This window comes from Bifidobacterium sp. H6bp9, assembly GCF_032193695.1.
Lineage (GTDB): Bacteria > Actinomycetota > Actinomycetes > Actinomycetales > Bifidobacteriaceae > Bombiscardovia > Bombiscardovia kimbladii.
This window is the reverse complement of sequence record NZ_JASTZY010000001.1, coordinates 701,014-725,729: the sequence shown is the minus strand read 5'-3', so window position 1 is coordinate 725,729 and position 24,716 is coordinate 701,014. Positions and strand designations below refer to the sequence as shown.

Sequence of the window (24,716 nt, the reverse complement as noted above, 5' to 3'; positions counted from 1 at the left end):
GGGGAGGTTACCTTGTGATGGGATACAGGTTTCTAATTGTTAAGGGCCTCTATCTATATCTCATAACTTAATCAATGGATGTCTGATCTAGCAAAGGGGTGCTCGGTGTAAATACAGGGATGGGACTCAGGTGGTGATCTATCCCCTGTGATGACTTTAGTGTCGGAAAAGCACAATGCGAGCATTAATCGCGTGATCCTGTTCTCTCAATGGAAGTCCAAGAATTGTCCATCAGGGCAACTGATATCCGAGATTGTATGCCAGCACGGCTCCTCGTTTATGTACTCTGGGTGTATGAATGAGTGTTCGGAGTCGTATCCTCCATTGCTTCAGGATGAACCCATCAGGTTTGTTGCTGACGATCGATATGGCCGGGACGAGTACGTGCGGAACCTCGCATTAGGTTTGAGGCGGTCCACGGGGCCAGGCCCTCTTGTTGTCGGTATTCAGGGTCCGTGGGGGTCGGGCAAGACTTCATTGAAGAACATGCTTGTCGAACAGCTTGTTGCGGCTCCTTCTGATAAGGTGAAAGGACAAAAGCAAGAACAAGAAAAAGTTATAGTTGTAGAGTTCGAGCCTTGGATGTACTCAGGTAGTGGTCGGCTTGTGTCCCTGTTATTCAGACAGATCTCCTATACAATATCGGGTTGGCAGGGCATCGTGAAACGCCATATTGCAAAGGTGAGCAAGACCGCCTCAGACATTGCCGATTCCATGTCTGATATGGATGTCGCTAGCTTGCAGGCAGCGAATAAGACAATTGCGAAAGGATTCAAAGAAGTTGCGGAAGTTTTGGACCCTAGCAGCGAGGATGTTGAAAGTCTCTCAAAACAACGTCGGAAGCTGCAGAAGAAACTAAATAAGTCGGCGACCAGGATCATCGTGTTCATTGATGACTTGGATCGCCTGATGGATGACGAGGTCACAGATGTGATGCGTGCTGTCAAGGCTGTGGGCGATCTGCCATATATGACGTATGTGCTGCTGTATGACAGGGATTCCGTCACTAGGTCGCTGGATAAGAGCTGCCACGGTAAGGGCGATGAATACTTGGAAAAGATAGTCCAGGTTCCTATTGGACTTCCCGAGCCCGTAAAAGAAGTTGTGCTGGACCGGCTGAAAGATGAGCTACACAATATCGTTGGTGAGCAGGATACCCCTCGCTCCTACGGCGGGTCCAGCGATAGTTCGTCCCGAATGCGAACTATCTATGAATCCTGCGTAATTCCATTTGTCAACAACATGAGGGATGTCAACCGTTTGATAAATGAGTTCAGTCTGCGTTATCAGGTGCTGAAAGATGATGTGGAGACGGGAGATCTGCTTGGCATCACCAGTCTGGAGGTGTTCAATCCCGACCTGCACGAGTGGATCATGGCGAGTAAGAACCAACTGTGCAATCCTGGATACCTCGAGCAGTTTGGCCACGATTTATATAATTCCATGGAAAGCGATAATGAGCTCGAAGAGTACATGGGGAGTATGCCATCGAGCAATACGCCCGCCGAGGAAAGAAACTTACAGGCCGTCGAATCCCTGTTCCCCAGAGTCGGATATGCAGTCGAAAAGGATCGTGTTGCAGAAGATCGGCTTTTTTCACGGCTTTGGGGATATCGGAGCATATTCAAGGCTGAGCATTTCGACGCTTATTTCCGGCTTTCCATAGGTAACGGCCTCCTTCATGAGGATATCTATAAGAAGCTGCTGATCGACGATCCGCTGGACGAAACAGCCTTTAACCCTGAACATTGGTATATCGTTAGTGACGAATATTTTGCCGGTAAAGCAGGGAAATACGCCGAATTGTTAGGTGCTGAACGCTGTGCCAAGATTATGAAATATTGTCTCGATCTCGAAGCGGAGTTCTACGAAGGTCAAGCTGTCACAAAATGCATATCACTTGATGTCGCGCTTAGTTTAATGCGTTCCGAGTCTACCAATGACTATATTGAAGCTATTCTGGATGCAATTGCAAATTCAAATTCTCCGGTGTCAATGTGGGTAGCGGCCGTATTGGTTATGGAAATGCAGGACAAACTTTTTCCCAAGGATTATCCAACAGGAAATGATACGGCTGGGAACAAAAATAATATTGATTGGCTGACTCAATCCGTTAGCCGTAAATTTACATTTGAGGCAGGCGCCAAAGCACAGATATGGAAGAATAGTTTTAAAGCATTAAGCAATAAGCTCAAGCATCAAGAATTCAAATTGCCGAGTAAGCCGCTGTCTGGCCCCTTTATGCTAGCCTACGCGGAAATAATTCCAATTATATTTGATGATGACGATGACAAATATATAGCTTTTAAAGTATTCCATCAATTGGTGACAAATAACATATTTGTTGAATATGTGCTCGAAGCATTGACTCAAGAGTCTGAATCTGGATATGTCTGGGTTAGCCCGCTATTGAAATACCTACTTACTCCTGAATTGTGCCGGTCTTTTATAGATTCTTGGAAGGAGAATCCTGACTCCTGCAACGCGAGGGATATCGCAGCTTATGAACTGGCTTCTGGTAGTGGTGGTCTGGATGGTTCTGGATCCGAGTCTGTGTTTGTGCCTGCGGATAAGGTGAATGGGCTCATTCATCAGTGGATGGGTAGTAAGGCCGAGTAACGATTCCTGCCAAACTCGTTATATGCGAGGTGTCAATAAGGAACCAGAGGGCGTGCAGATCATTGAGAGTATTGGCGTTGAGTCCGCAGGTGAGGCTGATGGTCTCCTGGTGCCAGCAAATAAGTTTGGTGTCAACCTCGGTTATGAACCATCTAGATGCCTGTTCCGGGGGTCGATGTGACGCATATCAGCTTGCGCGGAATCAAGTGACTCAGTGGGTTCGGCCAGCACGATCGGTTTATGTGGAAGTTCTATTCGTTAACATGCGAGCCAAAATCTAATTCCAGGTCTTTTCTGGCTCGCGTGGTGTTGTCTGTGCCATTTGTCATCTAATACGTAGATTTTGTCACCTTGCAGTATTAGAAGACAGTTGAATTTTAATGAAGTAGAGAATTTGTCTGCGGCGTAATCGGCATTATAAATAGTATAAGTCACAAATAGTATAAGAGTGAATTTATTATTTAGTTCTCTGAGGAAAACTGGATCGTGTTTTGCGTTTTGCGGACATCGGTGGTGATGGTGCATGTGCGGCACAGGCTAGATGATCCAGTTTTCTCTCGGTCGCGGTGGATTGGAATATAAAATATAAGAATACGCCATCGCTATCTTGTGCGATTTGGTTATGGCCGAGTCAGCAGGCTGTGAAACATCGCTTCGGGGTGCGTGTCAAGTCGAATATAAACTGCGATAAACAAATGTAGAAAGCCGGTTACGTCGTTAAACCAGGTAGAAGTGTATTAGTTGAAGTTGTGTGTTTCAGTTTCAGATTCAGGAGGAAGATATAGGGCAAGGTGCAGGTTAAAGCTCATATGGGAAACGGATAGTTTAGGTAAAAACCACCCAAGGCATATATAGGTGAGTTTTGCGATTGGCTACCTCTCTTTCTATTTAAGCGTTCCCGCATACTCTGTATGCAGTAGGTAAGCTGTGCAGAAAGCTCATGTTAAGGCTTGTGAAACAGAATTAGTTATTCGTTATAAGAATGGGGGGCAAGCTGATGGACCAAACTCAATTCATCACAAGTTGAGTAAAGAATCTAAAGTGCCCCCCGTGGGATTCGAACCCACAACCCACGACTTAAAAGGACGCTGCTCTAACCATTGAGCCAGAGGGGCAACAGCTCAACACTACATGTTTGATCTGGATTTTTCCAGTTCACGGCAAGCCGGTTCTCGGGCGAAGCATCACTGAAAACCTGTACAGATAGATGAAGAATATCAATATGAAGCGCTACCCTTCCGCCCGCTTAGGAAGGTTGTTGAGGTGGGTGGAGGGCGGTAGGGGCGGCTAGGCGCTGAACTTGTGCGACGGGATCTGTGCCGGACAATAAACGAACCTGTATGCCAGAGTTTCTGCCAAGGTTGTTGTGAGGCATTCTTCACCGTGAGGCGTTGGCTGGTCCATGTTTTGCCATCTGCAGATGGCGAACTGGCGAGCAACGTTGATTCCCCGTACTCGGATTGAAAGAATCATCTCTGCGAGGCGACCTCTTGTCCTCGCAAGTGCGCTGAGGGAGGGAGCTCCGATGAAACATCCGGCTCAATACGCATTGCCGCACGTACAGAGCGTCACAGTCTCATACGGACATTCACCCGTTTGCAGGCGCGGGATACTGCTATGAAGCGTACCGTCGATCCTTCCGGCCAGGGCGAGCCCTTCCCCATCCGCGCATCCAGCCTATGCAAGCAGGTTTCACCCAGGAAAGGGGAGACCATAACTCTCTTGGACAATGTGGAATTCACCGCCTCCTGGAGAGCCATGACCGGGATTGTAGGGCCATCGGGTAGCGGCAAATCAACCCTGCTCTACTGCCTGGCTGGTCTCGAACCAGTCAGCTCGGGCCAGGTGGAAGTCCTGGGTCGGCACATCTCTGCCATGGGGCCTGCGGCATCGGCACGGTTCCGCCGTGCGCACCTGGGCTTCGTTTTCCAGTCCTATAATCTGGTGCCTTCGATGAGTGTGGAGGACAACCTCAAGCTGCCCTTTATTCTGCGCAAGACCCGCTGGCCGGAGGATCAGGCGGCCAAGTTGCTGGACAGACTGGGCATCAGGGGGCTGCTCAAGGCCAATGTGACCCTCCTGTCAGGGGGCGAACAGCAGCGTGTGGCTCTGGCTCGCGCATTGATTTCGGATCCAGATATCATCTTCGCCGATGAGCCTACTGGCGCCCTAGACCAGGAGACCGGCAATGCGGTCGTCAATGAGCTCGCCGCCTTCGCCGATCGACCGGGCCACGCAGTGATTATGGTCACCCACAGCCCGGAAGTCGCCTCCCGTTGCAACACTCTGGTGCACCTGAGCGACGGTCGCATAGCCACAGCCGACAAGGTTCCCATGCCGAAAGTGGGCATCTGATGCGACTTCTTCTGCGAGATTTCAAGGATGCCCCCCTGGCTTGGTCTGGCGTCATCCTGGTGTTGATCGCCTCGCAAACCATGGTCGGCCTGCTTGCCATGATGCTCTCTTCAGCCAAGGCCCTGGGCGATCTCCCCGGCATGGCCGAGCAAGGCCGCACTGCCTACCAAAATTTGATGATTCCTTTCGTGGCTCTTCTCGTTGCCGCAGTATTGATCATTCTGCAAGTCGTTTCGTCGGTGATTAACCAGCGCAGACGCAACCTTGCCCTCCTGACTCTGCAAGGCGCCACGCCCTGGCAACTGACCTCGCTGACTTGTATGCGCGTATTCATTTTGGCGCTCGCGGCTAGTGGAGTCTCGCTGGCGGCCTCTTTTCTGCTGGCCCGTCCCCTCTATGCCTGGCAGACCTCACAGTTCCTGATCGGTAGACAGCCTTTTATCGCCAGCCACCAGCTGGCTTCCTGGACAGCAGGAACCTTATGCGGAGTAGTGGTGGCCTTGATCGGCACGCTGCTGACCATCCGGACCATCAGCAGGATCAGTCCCGTGGAATCCCTGCGGGCCGCAATTATCCCTCCAAAAACAGCAGGTTTTACTCGTCGTATCGCCGCTGCCTTGTGTTTGCTGGCAGCCTTGGCAGTCATACTGATGCCGATTATGCAAGCGCGGACCATTTCTGGTGAGCAACTGGTCCGTTTGCACACCGCGGCACCCATTCTGCCTATCGCCATGGGAAGCACTTTCGGCTTCATGCTCCTGCTGGCCGCAATCTGTTTGGCGGGTCCCTCCCTGCTGGGTGCGGTCACCAGCGGCTGGACCAGGCTCGTCGCTCTTCACAGCCCCTCATGGCTGATCGCTTGCCGGCAAGCCAGCGCCCGCATGCGTAGTCTCAGCTCCACGGTCATACCGCTGGTCGTGGGGGTTTCATTGCTGATGATGACCGATTCCTTCTACCAGACCAGCGCCGATTCCAGTCGCCTGTTGCCTCCCAACCTGGATGTCAGCAGCTCTGATTTCTCCATGCTCATTACCCTTCTGGGCCCCGCGCTGGTCGTCACGCTGGCTGGAGTGTGCGCCGGATACCTGATCTCAGCCCATGGTCGAAGCCTGGATCTGTCCCTCATCTCGATCGCTGGTGCGGACCCGAATCAACTCGAGCTCATGTCCGCCCTCGAAGGGTTCGTCATGGCAACTACCGCCGTATTGATATCCTTCACCTCCAGCATCCTGCCCGTCATGGCTTACGCTGTCGGATTCCGCAAGGTCTTTGGCGCTGCCAGCATCGGCATACCTTGGGTCCACTGGGCGCTGGTCTTCCTGCTTCTGACTTTGGCGGCATCACTGGCTTCGTGGATCAAGGTGCGCAAATCAGCAGGTCGTTCCCCTGCCTGTGTGATAGCACAGTACACTGGCGAATGAACCTGGGGATCCTCGGCATGACAGCGTGAGGGGGCGCGATGAAGGGCATGGCAACCAACCTATTTGAGCTGTTGAGCAATCAACGCTTGACCAGGTTCGTCATGCCTCTGCTGAGCCTGACTTATACGCTTCTCTATGTCAGCGCCCCCACGTTTCCTCCAGTCTGGGCTGGGAACATTCCTTTGCCCGTTTGGAAGACGGACATCGGCCTGATTGGACTTCTGTCTTCCTGCCTGCTGTACTGGAGCAGACAGCTTCCCCTGCTCATCACGACCATGGAGACCCTGCTATACCTCGGCTTGTCATTTGCCACCTCGGACGATAGCTTCCTGATACCACTTGTAGGGGCTCTCTATTTCTGTGTCTGCTTATCGTCGGCACCCAGGATTGCGGCAGGCGTGGGTGAGGCAGTTGCGGCCGTCAGCCTGGTCACCGTCAGCATGCATGCCGGGCACGTGCTCTTTCTGGAATGGTCGGCCCGGATGGCTGTCATCATGGCGGTCGCGGCCGTTGCCGTAGCTGTCAGGTTCTACCGGATTCGACGCGAGATGCAGCAGCGTGAGGAGCAGGAGCGGATCCGCTCTGAGATGCTTGCCAGGCAAAGGGATCAGGCTGTATCGCGCGCCCAGGTAGCAGGGGAGTTGCACGACAGCGTGGGCCACGACCTCACCACGATCATCGCCCTGACCCAGGGATTCGCTGATTCGGTTGAGATCGAAGAGCTGCAAGAAGTGCTTAAGGACATTAATCAGGTTGCCAGGGATGGATTGGCCGACACTCGGCAAGCCGTCCGTACCCTTGTCCAAGAGCATGAGGCAATCCCTCAAGAGCCCGATGATGATGGGCGCAGGTTTGGTTCCAGGCTGCACACGCTCGACGAACTCGACACCGTAATCGCCCATGCCCGCGCAGCTGGTCTGGCTGTCGTGTCTACCGAAACAGGGCATCAGCAGCACGATCCCAGACAGGACAACCTCTGCTTCATAAACAGCAGGGAGGCCATCACTAACACGCTCCGGCACGCCTCAGACCCGAGCACCATCGTCATCTCCCGCGACTATGAGCAGGGCGGCACCCTCCGAATCAGCATCCGCGACGATGGGCATGGGAATGCACATCGACAAGCCTCGGGCGATTGGAAACCGGCCATTCATGACCATCCAGGAGTGGGCCTCAAGCAGATTGGCGAGCAATGCCGACTGATGGGAGGGAGTCTGAGTTGCGGACCGGGCAAGAATGGAGGATGGACTGTAGAAGCCATCCTGCCTTGCGCCGGCGAGAAAGAGGGCAATGCCCATGATTGACCTGATGCTGGTCGACGACCTTGCGCTCCTCCGCAAGGGGTTGGTGCGCATGATCGAGGCCGACCACGATTTACAGGTCGTCAGACAAGCCTCCAACGGTCAGGAGGCAGTGACCATGCTTCGAGAGATGAAAGCAGCCGCCCAGCCGTTGCCTCGGGTGATCCTGATGGACGTTCGCATGCCGGTGATGGACGGCATCAGTGCCACTGCGGTCATTGCCAAGGAGTTCCCCGACATTCGCACGCTGATCCTGACCACCTATGACGAAGACGATTACGCCTTCACCGGTCTGCACGCAGGCGCCTACGGCTTTCTGCTCAAGGACGTATCCACGAGAGATCTGCACCGAGCCATTCACGCAGTGGCCGATGGAGACGCGGTGCTCACCCCCCGTGTCACAGCAGAGCTCATCAATCGCGACAGAGCCTACGCCCGGCATAAGGTCAGTGATCCGCAGGCCAGACAGCAGCTGGATAAGTTGACCCCCAGGGAGTACGAGATAGCCGGGCTCATCGCTCAAGGGCTCTCCAACCAGGAAATAGCCCAGCGCCTCACTCTCGAAATCACCTCCGTCCGGCGCTATGTAAGCCGCATGCTCGACAAGACTGGCCTGCGAGACCGTACACAAATTGTCATCACATGGTTTCAGGCCGGAATGTCTGACTGACGGTCTTTAACCAGCCATTCGGGGCATTGGGATGAGAAAAGTAGAAAGAACGATAGATTCCAGAGCGACGCTTTCGTTGACCTGATGAAGCTGAAGCTGGGAACTAAAGACCAGAACTTAAGTGTGGAAGAACCTTATTGAACATTGTGATTCTTGCTGTATTGAGTTCCGACTATTCACCCATGCGCGCGATGTCCCTGTGGCGCTTGTTCACTTTGGAAACCCCAGTTCCGTTGAATGCTGCTCTTGTAAGCTGAAGCACAAAGGGTGGCCAAGCACTCGACAGAAGAGGTGGACCATGGGAATCCTTCTGGTGAGGATGGACCAGCCGGGGGCAGTGGATGCCGAAATGATCTGGGAATATCTGCAGGCCTGCCGTTCTCAGCCTCAGGATGAAGCGGCTGGTCTCGGCCCCTTGGAGGACTGCCACAGCCTGGATGAAGTTCGTCGGTCGGGTCTGCCCGAGGTGGCTCGTCAGGCGCGTGGCGATGATCTGCCGCCGGGGTTTGTGCCAGCTCTGCAGTTCGCCGCCCTGGATCCCAGCGGCAAACTGGCGGGGATGATTCAGCTGAGGTTGCAGCTTACGCAGGCGCTTCTGCGAGTGGGCGGCAACATCGGCTATTCAGTTCGTCCGGATTGTCGCCGGCTGGGCTATGCCGGGCTGATGCTGGATGAATGTCTTCGACAAGCTGCCACTCTGGGCATGAGTAGGGTCCTGATTACTTGTTCCCCGTCGAATCTGGCCAGCCGCCGGACCATCCTTTCGCGTGGCGGGCAACTGGAGAATGTGCTCCCCAGCAGATCTGGTCAGCCAGTAGAACGGTATTGGATTGATTTGTCTACGAAACGAACAGATCGGTAAACGCAATCTTGGATGCAAAAGCAGCTTTCATGTAATTGCTTCCTGGCTAGGCTCTCTGCAATGATTTTCTCCGGCTATGACGTATATGCGCATCCAGAACGCGAACTTATTTTAAGCTTATTTTGAGCGAATGCCGGTTAGTGTATATTTTGTTTTTATGCACATTCCGTGCATTATGTACGACGGTAAAGGAACCGCCATGAGACAAACAGCTTCGACACAGAAACCATCCGATAAGCCGCAAGTCATTGCTGTCAGGTTTTTTGCCCTGGCATTAATTCTCGCCCATGTTATATCGTTTGCCACCGGTTCACAGTTCTGGAGTTTATGCACATACCCAGTAGCTTGGCTAATGATGATTGTCTTCATGATGGTAAGAGACTGGCGGCGAAACGGTGAAGGCCAGCATCATTCGAGATAGCCAATACGCGAAAAGGGCGAAATAGTGGGTTCCGTCGATAACTTGCAGAGTTTCGCATCATCGCCGTCGCTGTTCGTTCGCGCGGTCTACTGTTGTCGGTGGTCAACCTCCCCACTGGTGAGCATGAGCCGGGGGAACAAGCATCGCACTTTTCTCAATATCCGCTTTTGCTGATACTGGTATGGCTTCTCTTACCAAAGTGCCGATTGGGAACAAAGTAGATGTACCCGTCCGCCCCTTGCGGCCCGCTTGATAAATGGGAATATGCTGTTCCAGCTGCAGGTAAACCAGTAGTGGAATCATTGTTTGCCAGTACGTGCTCTTGGATGCCATAATTTGTGGGACGGTGGCGGTTTTATGTCTGATCCAGCTTGTATTTTATTAGAAAATGCCTGAAATTCTGGGCTCATGGATGAGGAAAGAATATGGATTAATAAGCTATCGTAGTTGAAGCAGATGGTCTCATGGAAAAGACCATCGGAGCCAAAATCACCATACTATGCTGGGCCGGAATTTGGACTGATTCTTTCCTCCACCTGCGCAGACTCAGCAAATTGAAATAGTCATGAATAGACAAGCAGCAATAGACGACACAACCCGCGCTTTACCACATCAGTATTGACGCTGAAAGGCTCTGGAATGGGCAATATCGAAGTAAGCGTATCGAACCTTACTGTTCGAATAAAGAACAAAACGATTCTCTCTCATCTTTCATTGGAGGTTGAAGAAGGGGCCTTCCATGGGGTCATCGGGCCAAATGGCGCTGGAAAGACAACCTTGTTCACCGTCTTGGAAGGACTGCAAAAACCGGTTGAGGGAACGGTCTCTGTTCTGGGCAAGACGCCCTATCCACGCAACTTGGCCCTGCTCCGCCAAATAGGCATCCAGCCTCAAAAGTCGTCCTTCTTCCCTAAAACGACGCTCCTTGAGCACCTTACCGCAGTGGCGGATATCTACCAGGTGCCCCGGTCGCGTGTGGACGATCTTATTGATGCATTGAAACTGGATCATGTGGCATCCAACAAGGTTGAATCATTATCCGGCGGCGAACAGCAGAGATTGGCTATCGCTACGGCCGTCGTCCATCATCCTCGGCTGCTCTTTCTAGATGAGCCCACTGCCGCCCTCGATCCGGAGTCACGCCATGATCTTGTGAGCTTGCTCAAATCGAATCAGCAATTGGCCGCCACGGTTCTTTATACGACGCACCATCTGGATGAGGCGGAGCGGTTGTGCAGCATGGTTTCGATCTTGGCGGATAAGCATATTCTCGTAACAGCCAGTCCCAGCAAGCTTATTGCGCAAGCAGAGATGGAATCGACCATTCTTCTTCCAAATGCCTTGGATCACGCTGATCAAGTAGCCCATCTCGTGGGGGACGACTATGTAAAGGTCACGCCCGATGGTCTAACAGTACGCACCCGGGATACCGGAGTTACTTTCGCGAAATTGGTTGATTCCGGGATCAATACAAGCCAGGCACAAGTCAAGGATGGGCGTCTGGAGGATGTCTACCTTCGCCTTCTCGAAAAGGAGAACGTCAAATGAACAGCTTCAAAACTCTATTCAAGTTGATGTTCCACTACGATATTCGTGACTGGTCCACTTTGGTTTTCACCTTTCTCTTTCCTATAGCCTTGTTGCTGGTCCTGGTCCTGTCTTTTAAGAGCTACGTTCCTGGAGTTGATATTGCCAGTCAAATCAGCGCCAATGTCATTGCGTTTGGTGCGGCCTACGTGGGTATTTTTGCGGGTGCTTCGCACCTTGCCCTCTGGCGTGAGAATGGCATGCTGCAGACGGTTCGCAATTTTCCTCTATCCTGGAATGTGATTATCCTCTCCCAGGCTGTTGTGGGTATCGTCGTCCTTCTGGCGCAGGCTGTAGTGCTTGTCGTCTTGGGGATGGTCATGGGAATGAGGCTGAAACCGACGTTTTTGTCGGGATTGCTTCCCCTGGTCCTTGGCTATCTTTTGTTCTTTTTCCTGGGTGTCATTATCGCCATGATAATTTACTCCATCGCAGGGGTATCCATCCTCGCGAACATCATTATTCTGCCCCTGGGCTTCATTGGCGGAGCTATGATGCCTGTCAATATGCTGCCGTCCTGGGTGCAGACCATCGCCCCGTATACGCCCCTATATCACATGCGGGAGGCCTTATCGATGATGCTGATCGGATCGGGCACCTGGCCTCATGCCTGGCTCGGGATCCTCTACCTGGCCGTGGGCTGCATTGCCTCAGGGCTTGTTTCCATCTACGGATTTCGCTGGAAATGATACTTTTGATGGCTATGCATCTTTTGTCGCCATTGCAGGAGATTTCTCGAATGGTAGTTGCGGACCTTGCTGAGCGTAATTCCTGCGATAGTCTTCCTACTTGCCTGCGACTGCCTTGGGTGTAAGAGGGGTCCTGAGCATCTGCTGACCTGCCAGTGTGAAAGAGACCGATAGATTCCTCGTGTCTTAGCGCGTCTGAGGGGTTCTTCTGAGAGAATGGCAGGTATGGTCTGGCTGATTGTCCTGGTATGGGTGCTGGTGGTTGCGGCATTCATCGTATTTGTCATGCGCTTGGCGCTTGGTGAGTCCCAGGACCGTGCCTTCTCCCAGTCTCTGGATGAGCGTGTACGTCGGGCCGCCCGCCGTCAGCAGGAACGAGAGAATAAACTGCCACGTATAGCAGGAGGGCACCTGTCTTTCGCTCCTGGTTCGGGCGAGGATGCGCCAACCGCTGAAGACCGCGCACATCCCTATCCGGTCTATGTCAATGCATCCTCCGTGGTGGAGGTTCGGGGTATGCTGGCCTCCGATTCCACAGACGAGATCAATGTGCCTCCGCCACCAAGCAGCGATTCTTCATCATCGGTCAATCCGAGACAGAAGAATAATGCCATGCAGTCGGCTTCTACGGCCTCTGGGCCTCCAGCTCCCAGGAACTCCACCCTGCGATCATCCAGCCCTGAGCCTTCGCGTTCGCAGCGACGGGAGCCTCAGTCCACCACCTCCGACGTCATGCCAGCAGTCAAGAGCGGTTCGCAGGCGGGAACGAGCTATCCAAGCGGAAAGTGATCGTTGGTGGTGACCGTCCGTGTCCCTTTTCGCCTTTAGGCTGGTACCTATGACAACACAGCAGCTCCTTATTCTTATCGCGGTGCTGATCGTCCTGGTACTGGCCGTGGTCGGCATTCTGGTGGCGGTCCGTAAACGCCGGTCCCAGGGGGATTCCACGCGTCCCGGCAGGGCGGAAGAGCCTGATGCTTCCCCAGCAGCTTCGTCGGGTGACCAGGCAGCCGGATCTGCCTCGCATGCATCGGGTGCTTCTGCCAATCCGGACGCTTCTGCGGGTTCCGACTCAGTCGATTCAAAGGCATCCAGTCAGTCGTCCTCAGTCGAGCAAGCGGCATCGTCGGCGCAGGAGGAACTGGCTCACCCGGAGTCCTCTGCATCGCGTATGACCAGGCTCAAGGCCAGGCTGGCCAAGAGCCCCAACCCCTTCGGCAAGGCCCTCTTTGCCATTCTGACCAAGGACCATCTGAGCGAATCCGATTGGGAGGATGTGGAAGACACCCTGCTCATGGCGGATGTGGGTGCCGAGGCCAGCGAACAGCTGGTGAAGCAGCTGCGCGACGATGCCCGGATCACAGGGCAGAAGGACCCCGCAGCCGTGCGTCGTGGCCTTCGTCAGCGCCTGATCGATCTGGTCGATCCCAATATGGACCGAACTCTTGTGGCTGCCCGACCCCAGGCCAACAGGCCGTCGGTCATTATTATGGTGGGCGTCAACGGCACCGGCAAGACCACCACGGCGGGCAAGCTGGCCAGGCTTTTCGTGGCCGATGGCAAGTCAGTGGTCATGGGTGCCGCCGATACCTTCCGCGCCGCCGCCGCTGATCAGCTGGAGACCTGGGGCGGCAAGGTGGGCGTGCCCGTGGTCCGCAGCGACCGCGACGGCGCCGACCCGGCCTCGGTGGCCTTCGAAGCCGCGGAACGGGCCAAAAACGATCAGGCGGATGTCCTCATCGTGGACACAGCCGGGCGCCTGCAGAACAAGGCCAATCTGATGGATCAGCTGGGCAAGATCCGGCGGGTGATCGAGAAGAACCTGCCCGTGGATGAGGTTCTGTTGGTTCTGGATGCCACTACCGGGCAGAACGGGATGATCCAGGCCAAGGTCTTCGCCCAGGCCATCGGGGTCACAGGCATTGTCCTGACTAAGCTGGACGGCTCGGCCAAGGGCGGCATTGTCATATCTGTCCAGCGGGAGCTGGGCGTGCCCGTCAAGCTGGTCGGGCTGGGCGAGGGGCCCGACGATCTGGCCGTTTTCGATCCCGAGTCCTTTGTCGACGGCATCCTGGGAGACGAGTAGTCCAGCCGGCCGGTTGGTCATACGGTGGTCATCCAATAGTCACCCGCAGGTAATGCGGCGGTGACCTGACCGTCATCCTCTTCCTGTTTGATGAATCGGGAAGTGGAAGAGAATCTGACGTAGGCTGTCCGGAGGAAAGTCCTCTTTATTGGGGACTGCCCGCCCGGATGGGGAAAAGAGAGGTGTAGGCATGGATTCTGGAAATGCTGCCTGGATGCTGGTAGCGGCATCCATGGTTTTCCTGATGACTCCGGCGGTGGCTTTCTTCTATGGGGGTATGGTCCGAGCCAAGGCCGTGCTCAACATGATGATGATGTCCACGCTGGCCATTGCCGTGACCGGGGTTATCTGGGCCTTCTGGGGATGGTCGATTTCCTTTGCCGGCAAGGACATCGGAGGCGTCTTCGGCGACCCCATCACCGGCTTCCTGCTCAAGGACACGGTCACGGCCAAGGACGGGGTCTTCACCTCGCTTGATTCCGCGAACGCCGCTTACCCGCATACGGTGGACATTGCCTTCCAGGCCGCCTTCGCCATGATCTGCGTGGCCCTGATCTCGGGAGCCTTGGCAGAGCGAGTCAGAATCAGCACCTGGATGATCTTCGTGGCCCTCTGGGTCACCTTGGATTACGCGCCCATGGCCCACATGGTTTGGAATCACGGACTGCTGGCTGCCGATGGACCCATCTCCAACGCCATCGGAGCCCAAGCGCACGACTTCGCAGGCGGTACGGTCATCCACATCAACGCGGCAGTAGCAGCCCTGGTCATTGTGCTCATCATCGGCAGGCGCATCGGCTTCCCCAAGGAGTCCATACGCCCCCACAATGTGCCCATGGTCATGCTGGGTGCCTTCCTGCTCTGGTTCGGCTGGTTCGGCTTCAATGCCGGGTCTGCCTTCGCCGCCAATGGCACAGCTGGATATGCCTGGGTTTCCACGACCATGGCCGCCAGCGCCGCCACCTTGGGTTGGCTCTTTACTGAACGGATCCGCACCGGGCACTACACCGCCATGGGTGCTGCATCCGGCATGGTCGCCGGCCTGGTGGCCATCACTCCAGCGGCCGACGTGGTCTCCCCGCTCTGGGCCATGGTCATCGGCCTCTTGGCTGGTTTCGTCTGCTGCCTGGCCTGCGGGCTCAAGTTCCGTTTCGCCTATGACGACTCCTTGGATGTGGTGGGCATCCACGGTGTGGGTGGTTTATTGGGCACGCTGCTGATAGGCTTCTTTGGTACCGGCACGGGCTTCCTGGCCGGCGGCAATTTCCGGCAGTTGCTGGTTCAGTTCCTGGTGGCGCTGATTGCGATCATCTACGCAGCTGCAGTAACCGGTGTGATCGCCTTTGCGCTGGAGAAGACCATTGGTTGGCGAGTCAGCAAGGATCAGGAGGTCATCGGCGTCGATCAGAGCGATCAGGGTGAGAGCGCCTACGACTTCGGGTCCATTCTGAACTGATCAGAAAGGAAGGCAGCATGAAACTCATTACCGCCATCATTCAGCCCGGGCGGCTGGATCAGATTAAACAGGCCCTGACCGAGGTCGGCGTGCACGGCATGACCGTCTCGACAGCCCAGGGCTATGGCCGGCAGGGCGGCCATAAGGAGGTCTACCGGGGCAGCACTGTCAAGGTGGATCTGGTTCCCAAGGTGCGCCTGGAGGTGCTGACCGAGGATCGCCGGGTCGACGAGCTGGTCAACGCCATCGTCCAAGCTGCCGCCACCAACACCGTGGGCGACGGCAAGGTCTGGGTGCAGACCCTGGACTCGGTGGTCAGGGTCCGTACAGGGGAGACCGGCGTCGACGCCATCTGAGGCAGCCGCCTGCTGACCAGTTTCGCAGGATTCCGTCGCTGTGGCCAATTTCATGGTCGAGCGGTCGGGGTCCTGCTTTTCTATGGCTCTTCAGGCTTGGCTGGCCTGGCCAATGGTCCCCATCCAGACATCGGTGCGCGTTCTCAAGCCATTGCAGATGGCCCTGACGCCAATGAAGAGGACATTGAGGACGGCCCAGAGCATGGCTATCCGCCAGGTGGGCGTCCAGTTCATGGCCAGAGCCGTCATGCCCAGCAGCCCGATCAGGTAGATCACAGCCGTCAGGGAGCAGGTGGCCGCCAGGTAGCGATAGTCCCCGGCCCCGATCAGGATCCCGTCCAGGGCCCACATCCATCCGGCGACGGGCATGAAGACTCCCTGGACGATCATGCCCACGGTGATCAGCGATCTGATGGCCGGCGTGGGGCTGAACAGGGGGGCGGCGAAGAGGCCCAAGGCGATCATGACCAGTCCGACCAGCACTCCCATGACCATGCCGGCCCTGGCTGACAGGTCGGTCATGACCCGTGCCCGCGACCGCCGTCCGGCGCCCAGTTCGGTGGCTACCAGTGACTGACCGGCGATGCCCACGGCATCCAGCATGTTCAGTCCGAAGTTCCAGGCCGAGTTGACCCCCTGGTAGGCCGCCAGCACCTGCTCGCCAAGGTGGGCCGCAGCCACTACGGTCATAAAGAGGCAGACCCGCAGGGCCAGGGTCCGCAGGAAGAGGGGGAAGCCGTCGCCCATGCTGGCCGCCATGCCTGAGAGCCGGGGCCGCAGCTGGGCGCCTTCCCGACGGGCCCAGACCAGGGCGGGGATGGTCAGGAAGAGCCCCATGGCCCACTCGGCGATCAGGGTGGCCAGGCCCGAGCCCAGAATGTCCATGTGCAGGCCGAAGACCAAAAGGACCTCCAGGGCGGTGTTGAGGATGGCGCCCGACACGGCGGCCACCAGGGTGATCTTTACCTTCTGCAGTCCGCGGAAGATGCCGTTGGCCGCGTAGACCATAAGCATGGCCGGAAGGCCGAAGACCAGGGCATTCAGATAGGTCTGCGCCGCCTGCAGGACCGGCCCGCGGGCTCCCATCAGGCTGCAGATGGGCCGGCTCAAAGTCAGGAGCAGGGCGCAGACGACCAGGCCGATGACGAAGGCCAGCCACATGCCGTCCACACCGGCCTGCATGCCCTCCCGTCGGCGGCCGGCGCCCATGAGCCGGGCCACCTGGGAGGTGGTTCCGTAGGCCAGAAAGATGCACAGGCCCACGGTGGTCAGCACCACCGTGGATCCGATGGAGAGCCCGGCCAGGGCCGAGTCGCTGATGTGGCCCACGATGGCGGTGTCGATCATGACGAAGAGCGGGGAGGCGATCAGCTGGCCGAAGGTGGGTATGGCCAGTCCGGCAATGGTCCGGTAGGTCGCCCGCCGTTCTTCCGGCGTGATTGATCCGGTCTTGGTTTCGGGAATGTTCCTGTGGCTGCGCATGGACGCCATGCTAATGCTCTGGACTGAATGCACAACCCCTGAAAGCCAGTCCGTGGACGCCCTGCCGGCAGATGACATATCACCAAACAGCCCTGAGTGCAAGCTGGATTGATGATGTGGAAGACTGTCCCCAAGTTTTGCACAGAGTTATACCCATGAGGTGGATAAGTTGCGCACATGTCCTCTAGGACACGCCTTGAATGTGGATAACTTATTTTTCTGTACACATGCAGGAGCGACCCTGTGCTCCATCCAGTACGGTCGGCGCGCCCTGGTGAATGCCTTGGGTGAAATCCTCCTCTTAGGGCTGTCAAGGACGGCCCTCTTCGTAGAATCGTGGCTATGGCTTCCGACGACTACACCGACTACACCCATCCCGAACAGCGTCCAACCGATCATACCCAGACCGGCCGTGACATGCTCTTCGACCGGGTGCCCCCGCATGACGACGATGCGGAGATGGCTGTGCTGGGCGGCATGCTCATGAGCAAGGATGCCATCGGCGAGGTCAGCCAGATGATCGACATATCCGACTTCTATCAGCCCAAGCACCAGACCATCTATGAGGCCATAGTCACCCTCTTCTCGGCCTCCCAGCCGGTGGATGCGGTCCTGGTGGCCAACGAGCTGCTCAAGTCCGGGGACCTGGAGAAGGTGGGGGGCACCGACTATCTGCATTCCCTGGTGGCCTCGGTCCCTACAGCCGCCAACGCCACCTACTATGCGGAAATCGTCCACCAGCGGGCCATCCTGCGCAATGTGATCGCGGCCGGCACCAAGATCGCCCAGCTGGGCTACTCGGCCGAGGGCTCCCAGGCGGAGGACATCGTCAACCTGGCCCAGGCCGAGGTCTACGAGATGAGCGTGGGCAGGGTCCGCCAGGATTACGAGGCCATCGGGCCGGTCGTCCACGACACCCTGGACCAGCTGGACAAGCTGCAGAACGGCGACATGGAGCGGGGCGTGCCCACCGGTTTCAAGAGCATCGACGACGTGACCCAGGGCCTGCAGCCCGGACAGATGATCGTGGTGGCCGGCCGCCCCGCCATGGGCAAGTCCACCCTGGGCATCGACTTCGCCCGTGCTGCGGCCCTCCACAACAACATGACCACAGTGGTTTTCTCCCTGGAGATGAGCAAGAACGAGCTGGCCCAGCGCATCATCTCGGCCGAGACCGACATCCCCCTGGTGGCCCTGCGCCGGGCGGACGACATCACCCCTGAGCGTTGGAACACCCTGAACACCTTCTGGAGCAGACTCCAGGACGCCCCGCTCTTCCTGGACGATTCGCCCAACATGAGCCTGATGGAGATCCGGGCCAAGTGCCGTCGGCTCAAGCAGACCAACGACCTGAAGCTGGTGGTCATCGACTACCTGCAGCTGATGACCTCGGGCAAGCGGGTCGAATCCCGCCAGCAGGAGGTCTCCGACTTCTCGCGCGCCCTGAAGCTGCTGGCCAAGGAGCTGGAGGTCCCGGTGGTGGCGCTGAGCCAGCTCAACCGTGGTCCCGAGATGCGCAACGACAAGAAGCCCATGCTCTCCGACCTGCGTGAATCGGGATCCATCGAGCAGGACGCCGACGTGGTCTTCCTGGTCCACCGGCCGGACTTCTACAACAAGGAGGACCGCCCGGGTGAGGCCGACATCATTCTGGCCAAGCACCGCAACGGCCCCACCGACACCTTCAAGCTGGCCTTCCTGGGCGAGAAGTCCAAGTTCAAGGACATGCCCCAGGACTACCAGCAGGGAGGGGTCTGATCATGCGGTCCACGACTTCCAAGGCGCAGCCTGCCGATCAGCCCGGTCGTCCCCGTAGGCCTTGGCGCTCGCTCCTGGCCCTTCTGGTCGGCAAGGCGGTGCGTTTCGTTGCGCGTCTGTCCCATCACGGCGGTTCTGCCCTGCCTGGCAAGGTGGTTGAGCGGATCGATCCGGACTTCCTGGCCAGGACCCTGTCGGGGCTGCCTCGCGGGGTGGTTCTGGTCTCGGGGACCAACGGCAAGACCACCACTACCCGAATGGTCGCCTCCATGCTGGAATCCCTGGGCCTCAAGGTCTTCACCAATCCGACCGGGTCCAACTTCACCCGCGGCGTTGTTTCGGCCTTGGTCTCTACATTGGGGCTCTCCGGCCGTCTGCACGCTGACATTGCCGTCCTGGAGCTGGACGAGGCCTATGCGGTCCACTTCGTGCGACAGGTCAAGCCCCGCTACGCCCTCCTGCTCAATGTCATGCGTGACCAGCTGGACCGGTTCGGGGAAATCGATACTACTGCCCGGCTGCTGGGTCAGGTGGCCCAGGCCACCACGGGCACGGTGGTCCTCAACCGTGAGGATCCGCGCATCGCCAGCCTGGCTGCTCAGACGCCGGCCCAGACCGGTGTGGCCTACTTCGGCCTGTCGGACGATCTGCTGAGCTATTTCCCCACCGATGACGACATGCATGCCTCGGATCAGGATGCTGATGGTGCCGGTGCGGCCAGCGCTTCCCGCCCGGTCCGCCCCGGTCACCGGCTGCCAGCCGAGGTTACCCTGGAAAGGGTCATGGACCACAGGGCCGCCTTCCGCCTGGACGGTCGGCTCCTGGAGACCGATCTGCGTCTGGAGGGCGTCTACAACCTCTACAATGCGGCTGCTGCCCTGGCCCTGGTGAGGGTCGTTCTGGAGGACAGGGAACCAGATGATGCAGTGCTCATGGACGCCCTGTCCAAGGTGACGCCCGCCTTCGGCCGCGGGGAGGTCATCACCTACCAGGGCGCGCCGGTTGAGCTGGTCCTGGTCAAGAACCCCATGGGCTTCCGCCTGGCCCTGTCCTCCTTCGACCCTGCCGGACAGGACACCATGATCGCCATCCGCGACGAGTATGCGGACGGGCGTGACATGAGCTGGCTCTGGGATGTGGACTTCACCTCGCTCAGGGATACCGGCGTGGCCATGGTCTCCGGCACCCGGGCCTATGACATGGCCCTGCGCCTGGCCTATGACCAGGTGCCCACGGAGGCGATCGAGACCGACCTGGATCGGGCGCTGACAGCATTCCTTGAGGTGCATCCCGGCCGACCCAAGCGAATCTACTGCACTTACACATCTATGCTCCGGCTGCGGTCCGCCCTCGGCAGGATCGCGAGCGTTGACGATGCGGGGGTGGGCGCATGAGCGAGCGGACCAAAAGGAGCGCAGGAATGCGGCAGACACAGGATAAGGCCAAGGCTGTGGGAGACCATCCGCCATTGCAGATCCTCTCCCTCTACCACCGTGACATGAACATCTACGGGGATTCAGGGAACATACTCAGCGTGACCCGCAGGGCTGAGCTGTACGGGTTCCGCCCCATGGTCCGCTATTACGATCCCGGTGATGCCTGGCCCGAGCGGATCGATATGATTCTGGGCGGCGGCGGCCAGGACCATGGCCAGGAACGGATCATCGACGACCTGAGGAAGCGGGGCGGGGATCTGCGTGATCTGGCTGACCAGGATGTGCCCATGCTGATGATCTGCGGGCTCTATCAGCTCTTCGGCCATTATTTCGAGACCTCCGACCATGAGCGCCTGGAGGGGGTCGGCATCCTTGACGTGCACACCATCGCCCAGCCCGAGCGGATGATCGGCAACCTGGTGGAGCAGGCAGAGGACTTCGGCAGAGTGGTTGGCTACGAGAACCACTCGGGCCTGACCTATCTGGGGGAGGGGGCCCATCCCCTGGGCATGGTGACCGAGGATGGCCGCGGCAACAACGGCAAGGACCACACGGAGGGGGCCCGATGGAAGAAGGTCATCGGCACCTACATGCATGGGTCGCTGCTGCCGAAGAATTCGGCCATCACGGACTTCCTTATCAAGGGTGCGGCCGAAAGGCGGTACGGCCAGGGCACGTTCGCCCAGATGCAGGAAACCATGGACCAGAAGAGCCGGAGCGAGCTGGAGCGTCTGGACTCCCTGGCGGATCAGGCCAGCCGTATTGCCGCATCAAGGCCCAGATGAAGAGGAGCCTGCGGTTCCTTCGGTTCCGGCACAGGGGCGTGCCAAGGAGCCAAGGCGCTGCGGTCCCTCTTGCTATGGTGTTGAATCGGATCGGTCAATGATAACCAGCTAGACTGTAAAGAGAGACGGCCGCTCGTCTCTTGGCGGTCAAAAGGGCCCGGTACTTCAAGGGCGTATGAATGCTGGGAGGCATATCATGTCGGATTTGCATATTGGTGACGGATTGCACAAGGTGCTTCTGGCTGGCATTGGAGCGCTGGCCACAGGCGTGGAGAAGGGCCAGGAGGTCATCGACAGCCTGGTGAAGAAGGGCGAGCTGACGGTCGAGCAGGGGAAGATTCTCAACACTGAGCTCAAACGGAACAGGAAGACCCCTCCCGCTCCTGCACCGGCTGACAGCGCTCCTGCACCGGCTGCTGGCGCGCCCAGGCCTGCGACCCATGTTGCTCCTGACCCCCGTCGTCCCGACCATGATCCCTTGGCGCCAATGCCGAATCGTCGGTCCGGGTCCATCCCCATCACCTCCAATGATCCCATTGCAGGTCAGCAGGGCTGAAAGGCAGTCAATTACTGTCAGCGTCGGTCGTCTGCGCCGGAATGTCTGCCGCTGGTCGGCCATGCGGATAAAGGACGCAGGTGAGTGGTGAGTATGGATGCCATGAACGGACATGATGCCCCGGTGCAGACCATTGGCCTCTTCGGGGTCGGCACGGGAGAGCGGCAGGGGGCGGCAGGAAGGATCCGGCACAGGCGTGGCAGGGCCCGTCGACTGGCTGAGATGATCCGCATCGCCAACCGGTTCGACATCATCCACGGGCTGACTCCGGTCACCATGCGTCGACTGTTCGAGGCGCTTGGGCCCACTTTCGTCAAGGTGGGCCAGATTCTCTCCATGCGTTCGGAGATCCTGCCGGAGGCCTTTTGCCGTGAGCTCTCCAAGCTGCGCGCCGACGCGGATCCCATCCCGTATTCCATGGTGACCAGCACCCTGGCCGCCGAGTATGGTCGTCCGCTCGACCGGATCTTCTCCTCCATAGACCCTGTTCCCTTGGGGTCGGCTTCCCTGGCGCAGGTGCACCGGGCCCGCCTGATCAGCGGTGAGGACGTGGCCGTCAAGGTCCAGCGCCCAGGGATTCAAGAGACCATGGCCCAGGACATCGACATCCTGCGCAGCATGGTCAAGTGGGCCTCCCGGTTCGTCCGCAGCACCCAGGTGATCGACATCCGCGGGGTGGTCGAGGAGCTCTGGGAGACCTTCCAGTCCGAGGTCGACTTCCAGCAGGAGGCCGCCAATCTGGCGGAGTTCAAGGATTTTTGCGACTCATACGCCTACATCGACTGCCCGAAACCCTATCCTGAGCTTTGCACCAGGCATGTGGTGGTGATGGAGTACATCGACGGAATATCGCTCTCACGGCCCGCCCAGCTGGTGGCCCAGGGCTATGACCTGAAGGAGATCGGCACCAAGCTGGTCGACAACTATGCTACCCAGATCATGGACCGGGGATTCTTCCACGCCGATCCGCACCCCGGCAACATCATCATCCGCGATGGTTCCATAGTGCTGATCGACCTGGGAATGGTCGGCCGCCTGGACGAGGTGACCAAATCGGCTTTGAAGGACATGATTTTTGCAGTAGGCCGCGAGGATTCACCAGCCCTGGCCCAGGGGCTGCTCCGTTTCGCCGGTACGGGAGAGGCCAGAGCCGAGGACTACCCTTATCTCCTTGCCGACCTGGATGCGGTCGTCCAGCGGTTCGGCAAGCTGGATCTGGCCGATCTGGATATCGCCGAATACGTCAATGCCGTGATGAGGCTGGCCGCCCGGCATGGCATCAAGGTGCCGGGGTCGGTCACCATGGTGGCGCGGTGCCTGGTCACCCTTGAAGGACTCTTGGACGAGTTCCTGCCTGAGGCCAACATCGTGCAGATCATCACTGATCATGTCGCCTATAGCCAGAGCACGGGGTCCATCCTCAAGGAGGAGGCCCGGAAGCTGGGCATGCAGGGCGACCTGGCCCTGCATGGCCTTTTGGGCGCCCTGGCTGAGTCCCAGACCGCGACCAAGATGCTGACCCGGGGCCAGCTGCGCGCCAATGTGCAGCTGGTAGGTTCCGAGGAACCTCTGCAGCAGCTGTCCGACATGGTCAACAGACTGACCATGGCTCTCATTGTCGTCGGACTCTATGTGGGCTCTTCAATCGTCTACTTCGCCCGCGTCAAGCCGGTGGTCTTCGGCATCCCGGTGGTCAGCATGCTGGGATACGTGGTGGCCTTCATTCTTTCGGTCTGGATAGTCCTGGACATCCTGATCAAGCACCGGGCCCTCAAGCGCCGGCGACGCAACGGCGAAGCCTAGGCTGAGAGCCCGTCCATCCTGCACAGATACTGTCAGATGCTGTCAGATGCTGAATCAGTTGGCGAAATCCTCCACGGTCTCAGGATCCTCATGGTTCATGAAGGCGGATTTGCCGGTGTCCATGGCCCGCAGCCGGCCCATCTCCTGGTCGCTGAGCTGGAAGTCCCAGATGTCGAGGTTCTCGCGCATGCGCTCGCGGTGGGTGGTCTTGGGGATGACGATGACCCCGTCCTGGACCAGGAAGCGCAGGGCCACCTGGGCTGCGGTCCGGCCGTGCGCCTGCCCGATCTCGGTCAGGGTCGGGTTGGTGAACATCCCCTGGCGTCCCTCGGCGAAAGGTCCCCAGGATTCGATCCTGGTGCCGTACTTGTCCATGTAGGCGCGTTCCTGGGGGCGCTGGTGGAAGACGTGGGTCTCCAGCTGGTTGACGGCAGGGACGATTCTGTTGAACTTGACCAGGTCCACATACCGGTCGGCGTAGAAGTTCGAGACGCCGATGGCCCGCAGGACCCCCTGGTCATAGAGGTCCTCAAGGGCGTGCCAGGCTGCGTAGTAGTCGTTGAAGGGCTGGTGGAGGAGGACCAGGTCCAGGTGGTCAGTGCCCAGCTTCTTCATGGACTCCTCGACCGAGGCCTTGGTCTTGTCGTATCCGTAGTTGGTGATCCAGACCTTGGTGGTCAGGAAGACCTGGTCGCGGTCGAGGCCGCTCTGGGCCAGGGCATCTCCGACGGCCTGCTCGTTTCCATAGGCCTGGGCCGTGTCGATGGCCCGGTACCCGGTCTCCAGGGCGTCCAGAACCGAGCGGCGGCACTCGTCCAGGTCGGCGATCTGGTAGACCCCGAAGCCTTCCATAGGCATGAGGACGCCGTTGTTGAGCTTAACGGACGGGACGGAGGCGGATAAATCATTCTGCATGGTATTGCGCTTCTTTCTTGGCAGATTGCTCGACAGAGTTGGCTAAAGGCGAGAGCGTGCCTCTCTGATCTGCTTGTTCAAGGATAGGGCCTTCAAGCAGCTTGAAGTCAAGCTCAGCAAAGCGCGTCCAGCCTCCTGCGATGCTAGCGTGGGTAGTG

The 24,716-nt window shown here is 57.8% G+C and carries 19 protein-coding genes and 1 tRNA gene; 17 read left to right on the top strand and 3 right to left on the bottom strand.

What is annotated here, in order from left to right; all coding sequences use genetic code 11:
• Positions 1-150 precede the first annotated feature (150 nt).
• The gene (locus QRX40_RS03030; protein ID WP_313836372.1) at positions 151-2,619 is read left to right on the top strand and encodes a P-loop NTPase fold protein; all 2,469 of its coding nucleotides are present in this window, start codon (positions 151-153) and stop codon (positions 2,617-2,619) included.
• A gap of 1,042 nt (positions 2,620-3,661) precedes the next feature.
• Here the strand turns inward: QRX40_RS03030 and QRX40_RS03025 are convergent.
• Positions 3,662-3,734, bottom strand: a tRNA-Lys gene (locus QRX40_RS03025).
• 502 nt (positions 3,735-4,236) lie between these two features.
• On the opposite strand from QRX40_RS03025, the gene QRX40_RS03020 reads away from it, so the two are divergent.
• The 11 genes from QRX40_RS03020 to QRX40_RS02970 all read left to right on the top strand — a co-directional run bounded on the left by QRX40_RS03020 (position 4,237) and on the right by QRX40_RS02970 (position 15,823).
• Entirely contained in the window at positions 4,237-4,974 is a 738-nt protein-coding gene (locus tag QRX40_RS03020; RefSeq protein WP_313836193.1) for an ABC transporter ATP-binding protein, read from the top strand.
• Entirely contained in the window at positions 4,974-6,395 is a 1,422-nt protein-coding gene (locus QRX40_RS03015; protein ID WP_313836192.1) for an ABC transporter permease, read from the top strand. The genes QRX40_RS03020 and QRX40_RS03015 overlap by 1 nt, the downstream gene beginning before the upstream one ends.
• Positions 6,396-6,793: 398 nt before the next feature.
• Positions 6,794-7,699, top strand: coding sequence for a histidine kinase (locus tag QRX40_RS03010; RefSeq protein WP_313836191.1), 906 nt, complete (start codon positions 6,794-6,796; stop codon positions 7,697-7,699).
• Positions 7,692-8,366 (top strand): response regulator transcription factor, encoded by a 675-nt coding sequence (locus tag QRX40_RS03005; RefSeq protein WP_313836190.1) that lies wholly within the window; start codon positions 7,692-7,694, stop codon positions 8,364-8,366. The genes QRX40_RS03010 and QRX40_RS03005 overlap by 8 nt, the downstream gene beginning before the upstream one ends.
• 298 nt (positions 8,367-8,664) lie before the next feature.
• Positions 8,665-9,228 carry a GNAT family N-acetyltransferase gene (locus QRX40_RS03000; RefSeq protein ID WP_313836189.1) on the top strand — a complete coding sequence of 188 codons (564 nt, stop codon included), beginning with the start codon at positions 8,665-8,667 and terminating at the stop codon, positions 9,226-9,228.
• A 1,060-nt stretch (positions 9,229-10,288) separates the two neighbouring features.
• Positions 10,289-11,197 (top strand): ABC transporter ATP-binding protein, encoded by a 909-nt coding sequence (locus tag QRX40_RS02995; protein WP_198183184.1) that lies wholly within the window; start codon positions 10,289-10,291, stop codon positions 11,195-11,197.
• On the top strand, positions 11,194-11,925 hold the full coding sequence (locus tag QRX40_RS02990; RefSeq protein ID WP_198177162.1) for an ABC transporter permease: 732 nt from the start codon (positions 11,194-11,196) through the stop codon (positions 11,923-11,925). The genes QRX40_RS02995 and QRX40_RS02990 overlap by 4 nt, the downstream gene beginning before the upstream one ends.
• Positions 11,926-12,150: 225 nt before the next feature.
• Positions 12,151-12,714: a hypothetical protein gene (locus QRX40_RS02985; protein WP_313836185.1), complete on the top strand. Its 564-nt coding sequence runs from the start codon at positions 12,151-12,153 to the stop codon at positions 12,712-12,714.
• Positions 12,715-12,763: 49 nt separating this feature from the next.
• Positions 12,764-14,011, top strand: a complete 1,248-nt coding sequence (gene ftsY, locus QRX40_RS02980) for a signal recognition particle-docking protein FtsY (protein WP_313836183.1) — start codon at positions 12,764-12,766, stop codon at positions 14,009-14,011.
• Between the two features lie 190 nt (positions 14,012-14,201).
• Positions 14,202-15,467 (top strand): ammonium transporter, encoded by a 1,266-nt coding sequence (locus QRX40_RS02975; RefSeq protein ID WP_254477807.1) that lies wholly within the window; start codon positions 14,202-14,204, stop codon positions 15,465-15,467.
• A gap of 17 nt (positions 15,468-15,484) precedes the next feature.
• Positions 15,485-15,823, top strand: a complete 339-nt coding sequence (locus tag QRX40_RS02970; protein WP_313836173.1) for a P-II family nitrogen regulator — start codon at positions 15,485-15,487, stop codon at positions 15,821-15,823.
• A gap of 90 nt (positions 15,824-15,913) precedes the next feature.
• On the opposite strand, the gene QRX40_RS02965 is transcribed toward QRX40_RS02970, so the two are convergent.
• The gene (locus QRX40_RS02965; protein WP_396184248.1) at positions 15,914-17,305 is read right to left on the bottom strand and encodes an MATE family efflux transporter; all 1,392 of its coding nucleotides are present in this window, start codon (positions 17,303-17,305) and stop codon (positions 15,914-15,916) included.
• 417 nt (positions 17,306-17,722) lie between these two features.
• Between QRX40_RS02965 and dnaB the strand changes: the two genes are divergently transcribed.
• The 5 genes from dnaB to QRX40_RS02940 all read left to right on the top strand — a co-directional run bounded on the left by dnaB (position 17,723) and on the right by QRX40_RS02940 (position 23,643).
• Entirely contained in the window at positions 17,723-19,063 is a 1,341-nt protein-coding gene (gene dnaB, locus QRX40_RS02960) for a replicative DNA helicase (RefSeq protein WP_045925168.1), read from the top strand.
• Between the two features lie 2 nt (positions 19,064-19,065).
• Entirely contained in the window at positions 19,066-20,457 is a 1,392-nt protein-coding gene (locus tag QRX40_RS02955) for a MurT ligase domain-containing protein (protein WP_313836171.1), read from the top strand.
• 26 nt (positions 20,458-20,483) lie between these two features.
• Complete coding sequence (locus QRX40_RS02950) at positions 20,484-21,284, top strand: glutamine amidotransferase (RefSeq protein ID WP_313836170.1); 801 nt, start codon at positions 20,484-20,486, stop codon at positions 21,282-21,284.
• Between the two features lie 196 nt (positions 21,285-21,480).
• Positions 21,481-21,840, top strand: a complete 360-nt coding sequence (locus QRX40_RS02945; protein ID WP_101432988.1) for a phasin family protein — start codon at positions 21,481-21,483, stop codon at positions 21,838-21,840.
• Between the two features lie 93 nt (positions 21,841-21,933).
• On the top strand, positions 21,934-23,643 hold the full coding sequence (locus tag QRX40_RS02940) for an AarF/UbiB family protein (protein WP_313836371.1): 1,710 nt from the start codon (positions 21,934-21,936) through the stop codon (positions 23,641-23,643).
• Between the two features lie 54 nt (positions 23,644-23,697).
• Here QRX40_RS02940 and QRX40_RS02935 read toward each other — a convergent pair whose 3' ends face one another.
• Positions 23,698-24,558, bottom strand: coding sequence for an aldo/keto reductase (locus QRX40_RS02935; protein WP_313836169.1), 861 nt, complete (start codon positions 24,556-24,558; stop codon positions 23,698-23,700).
• Positions 24,559-24,716: the final 158 nt, after the last annotated feature.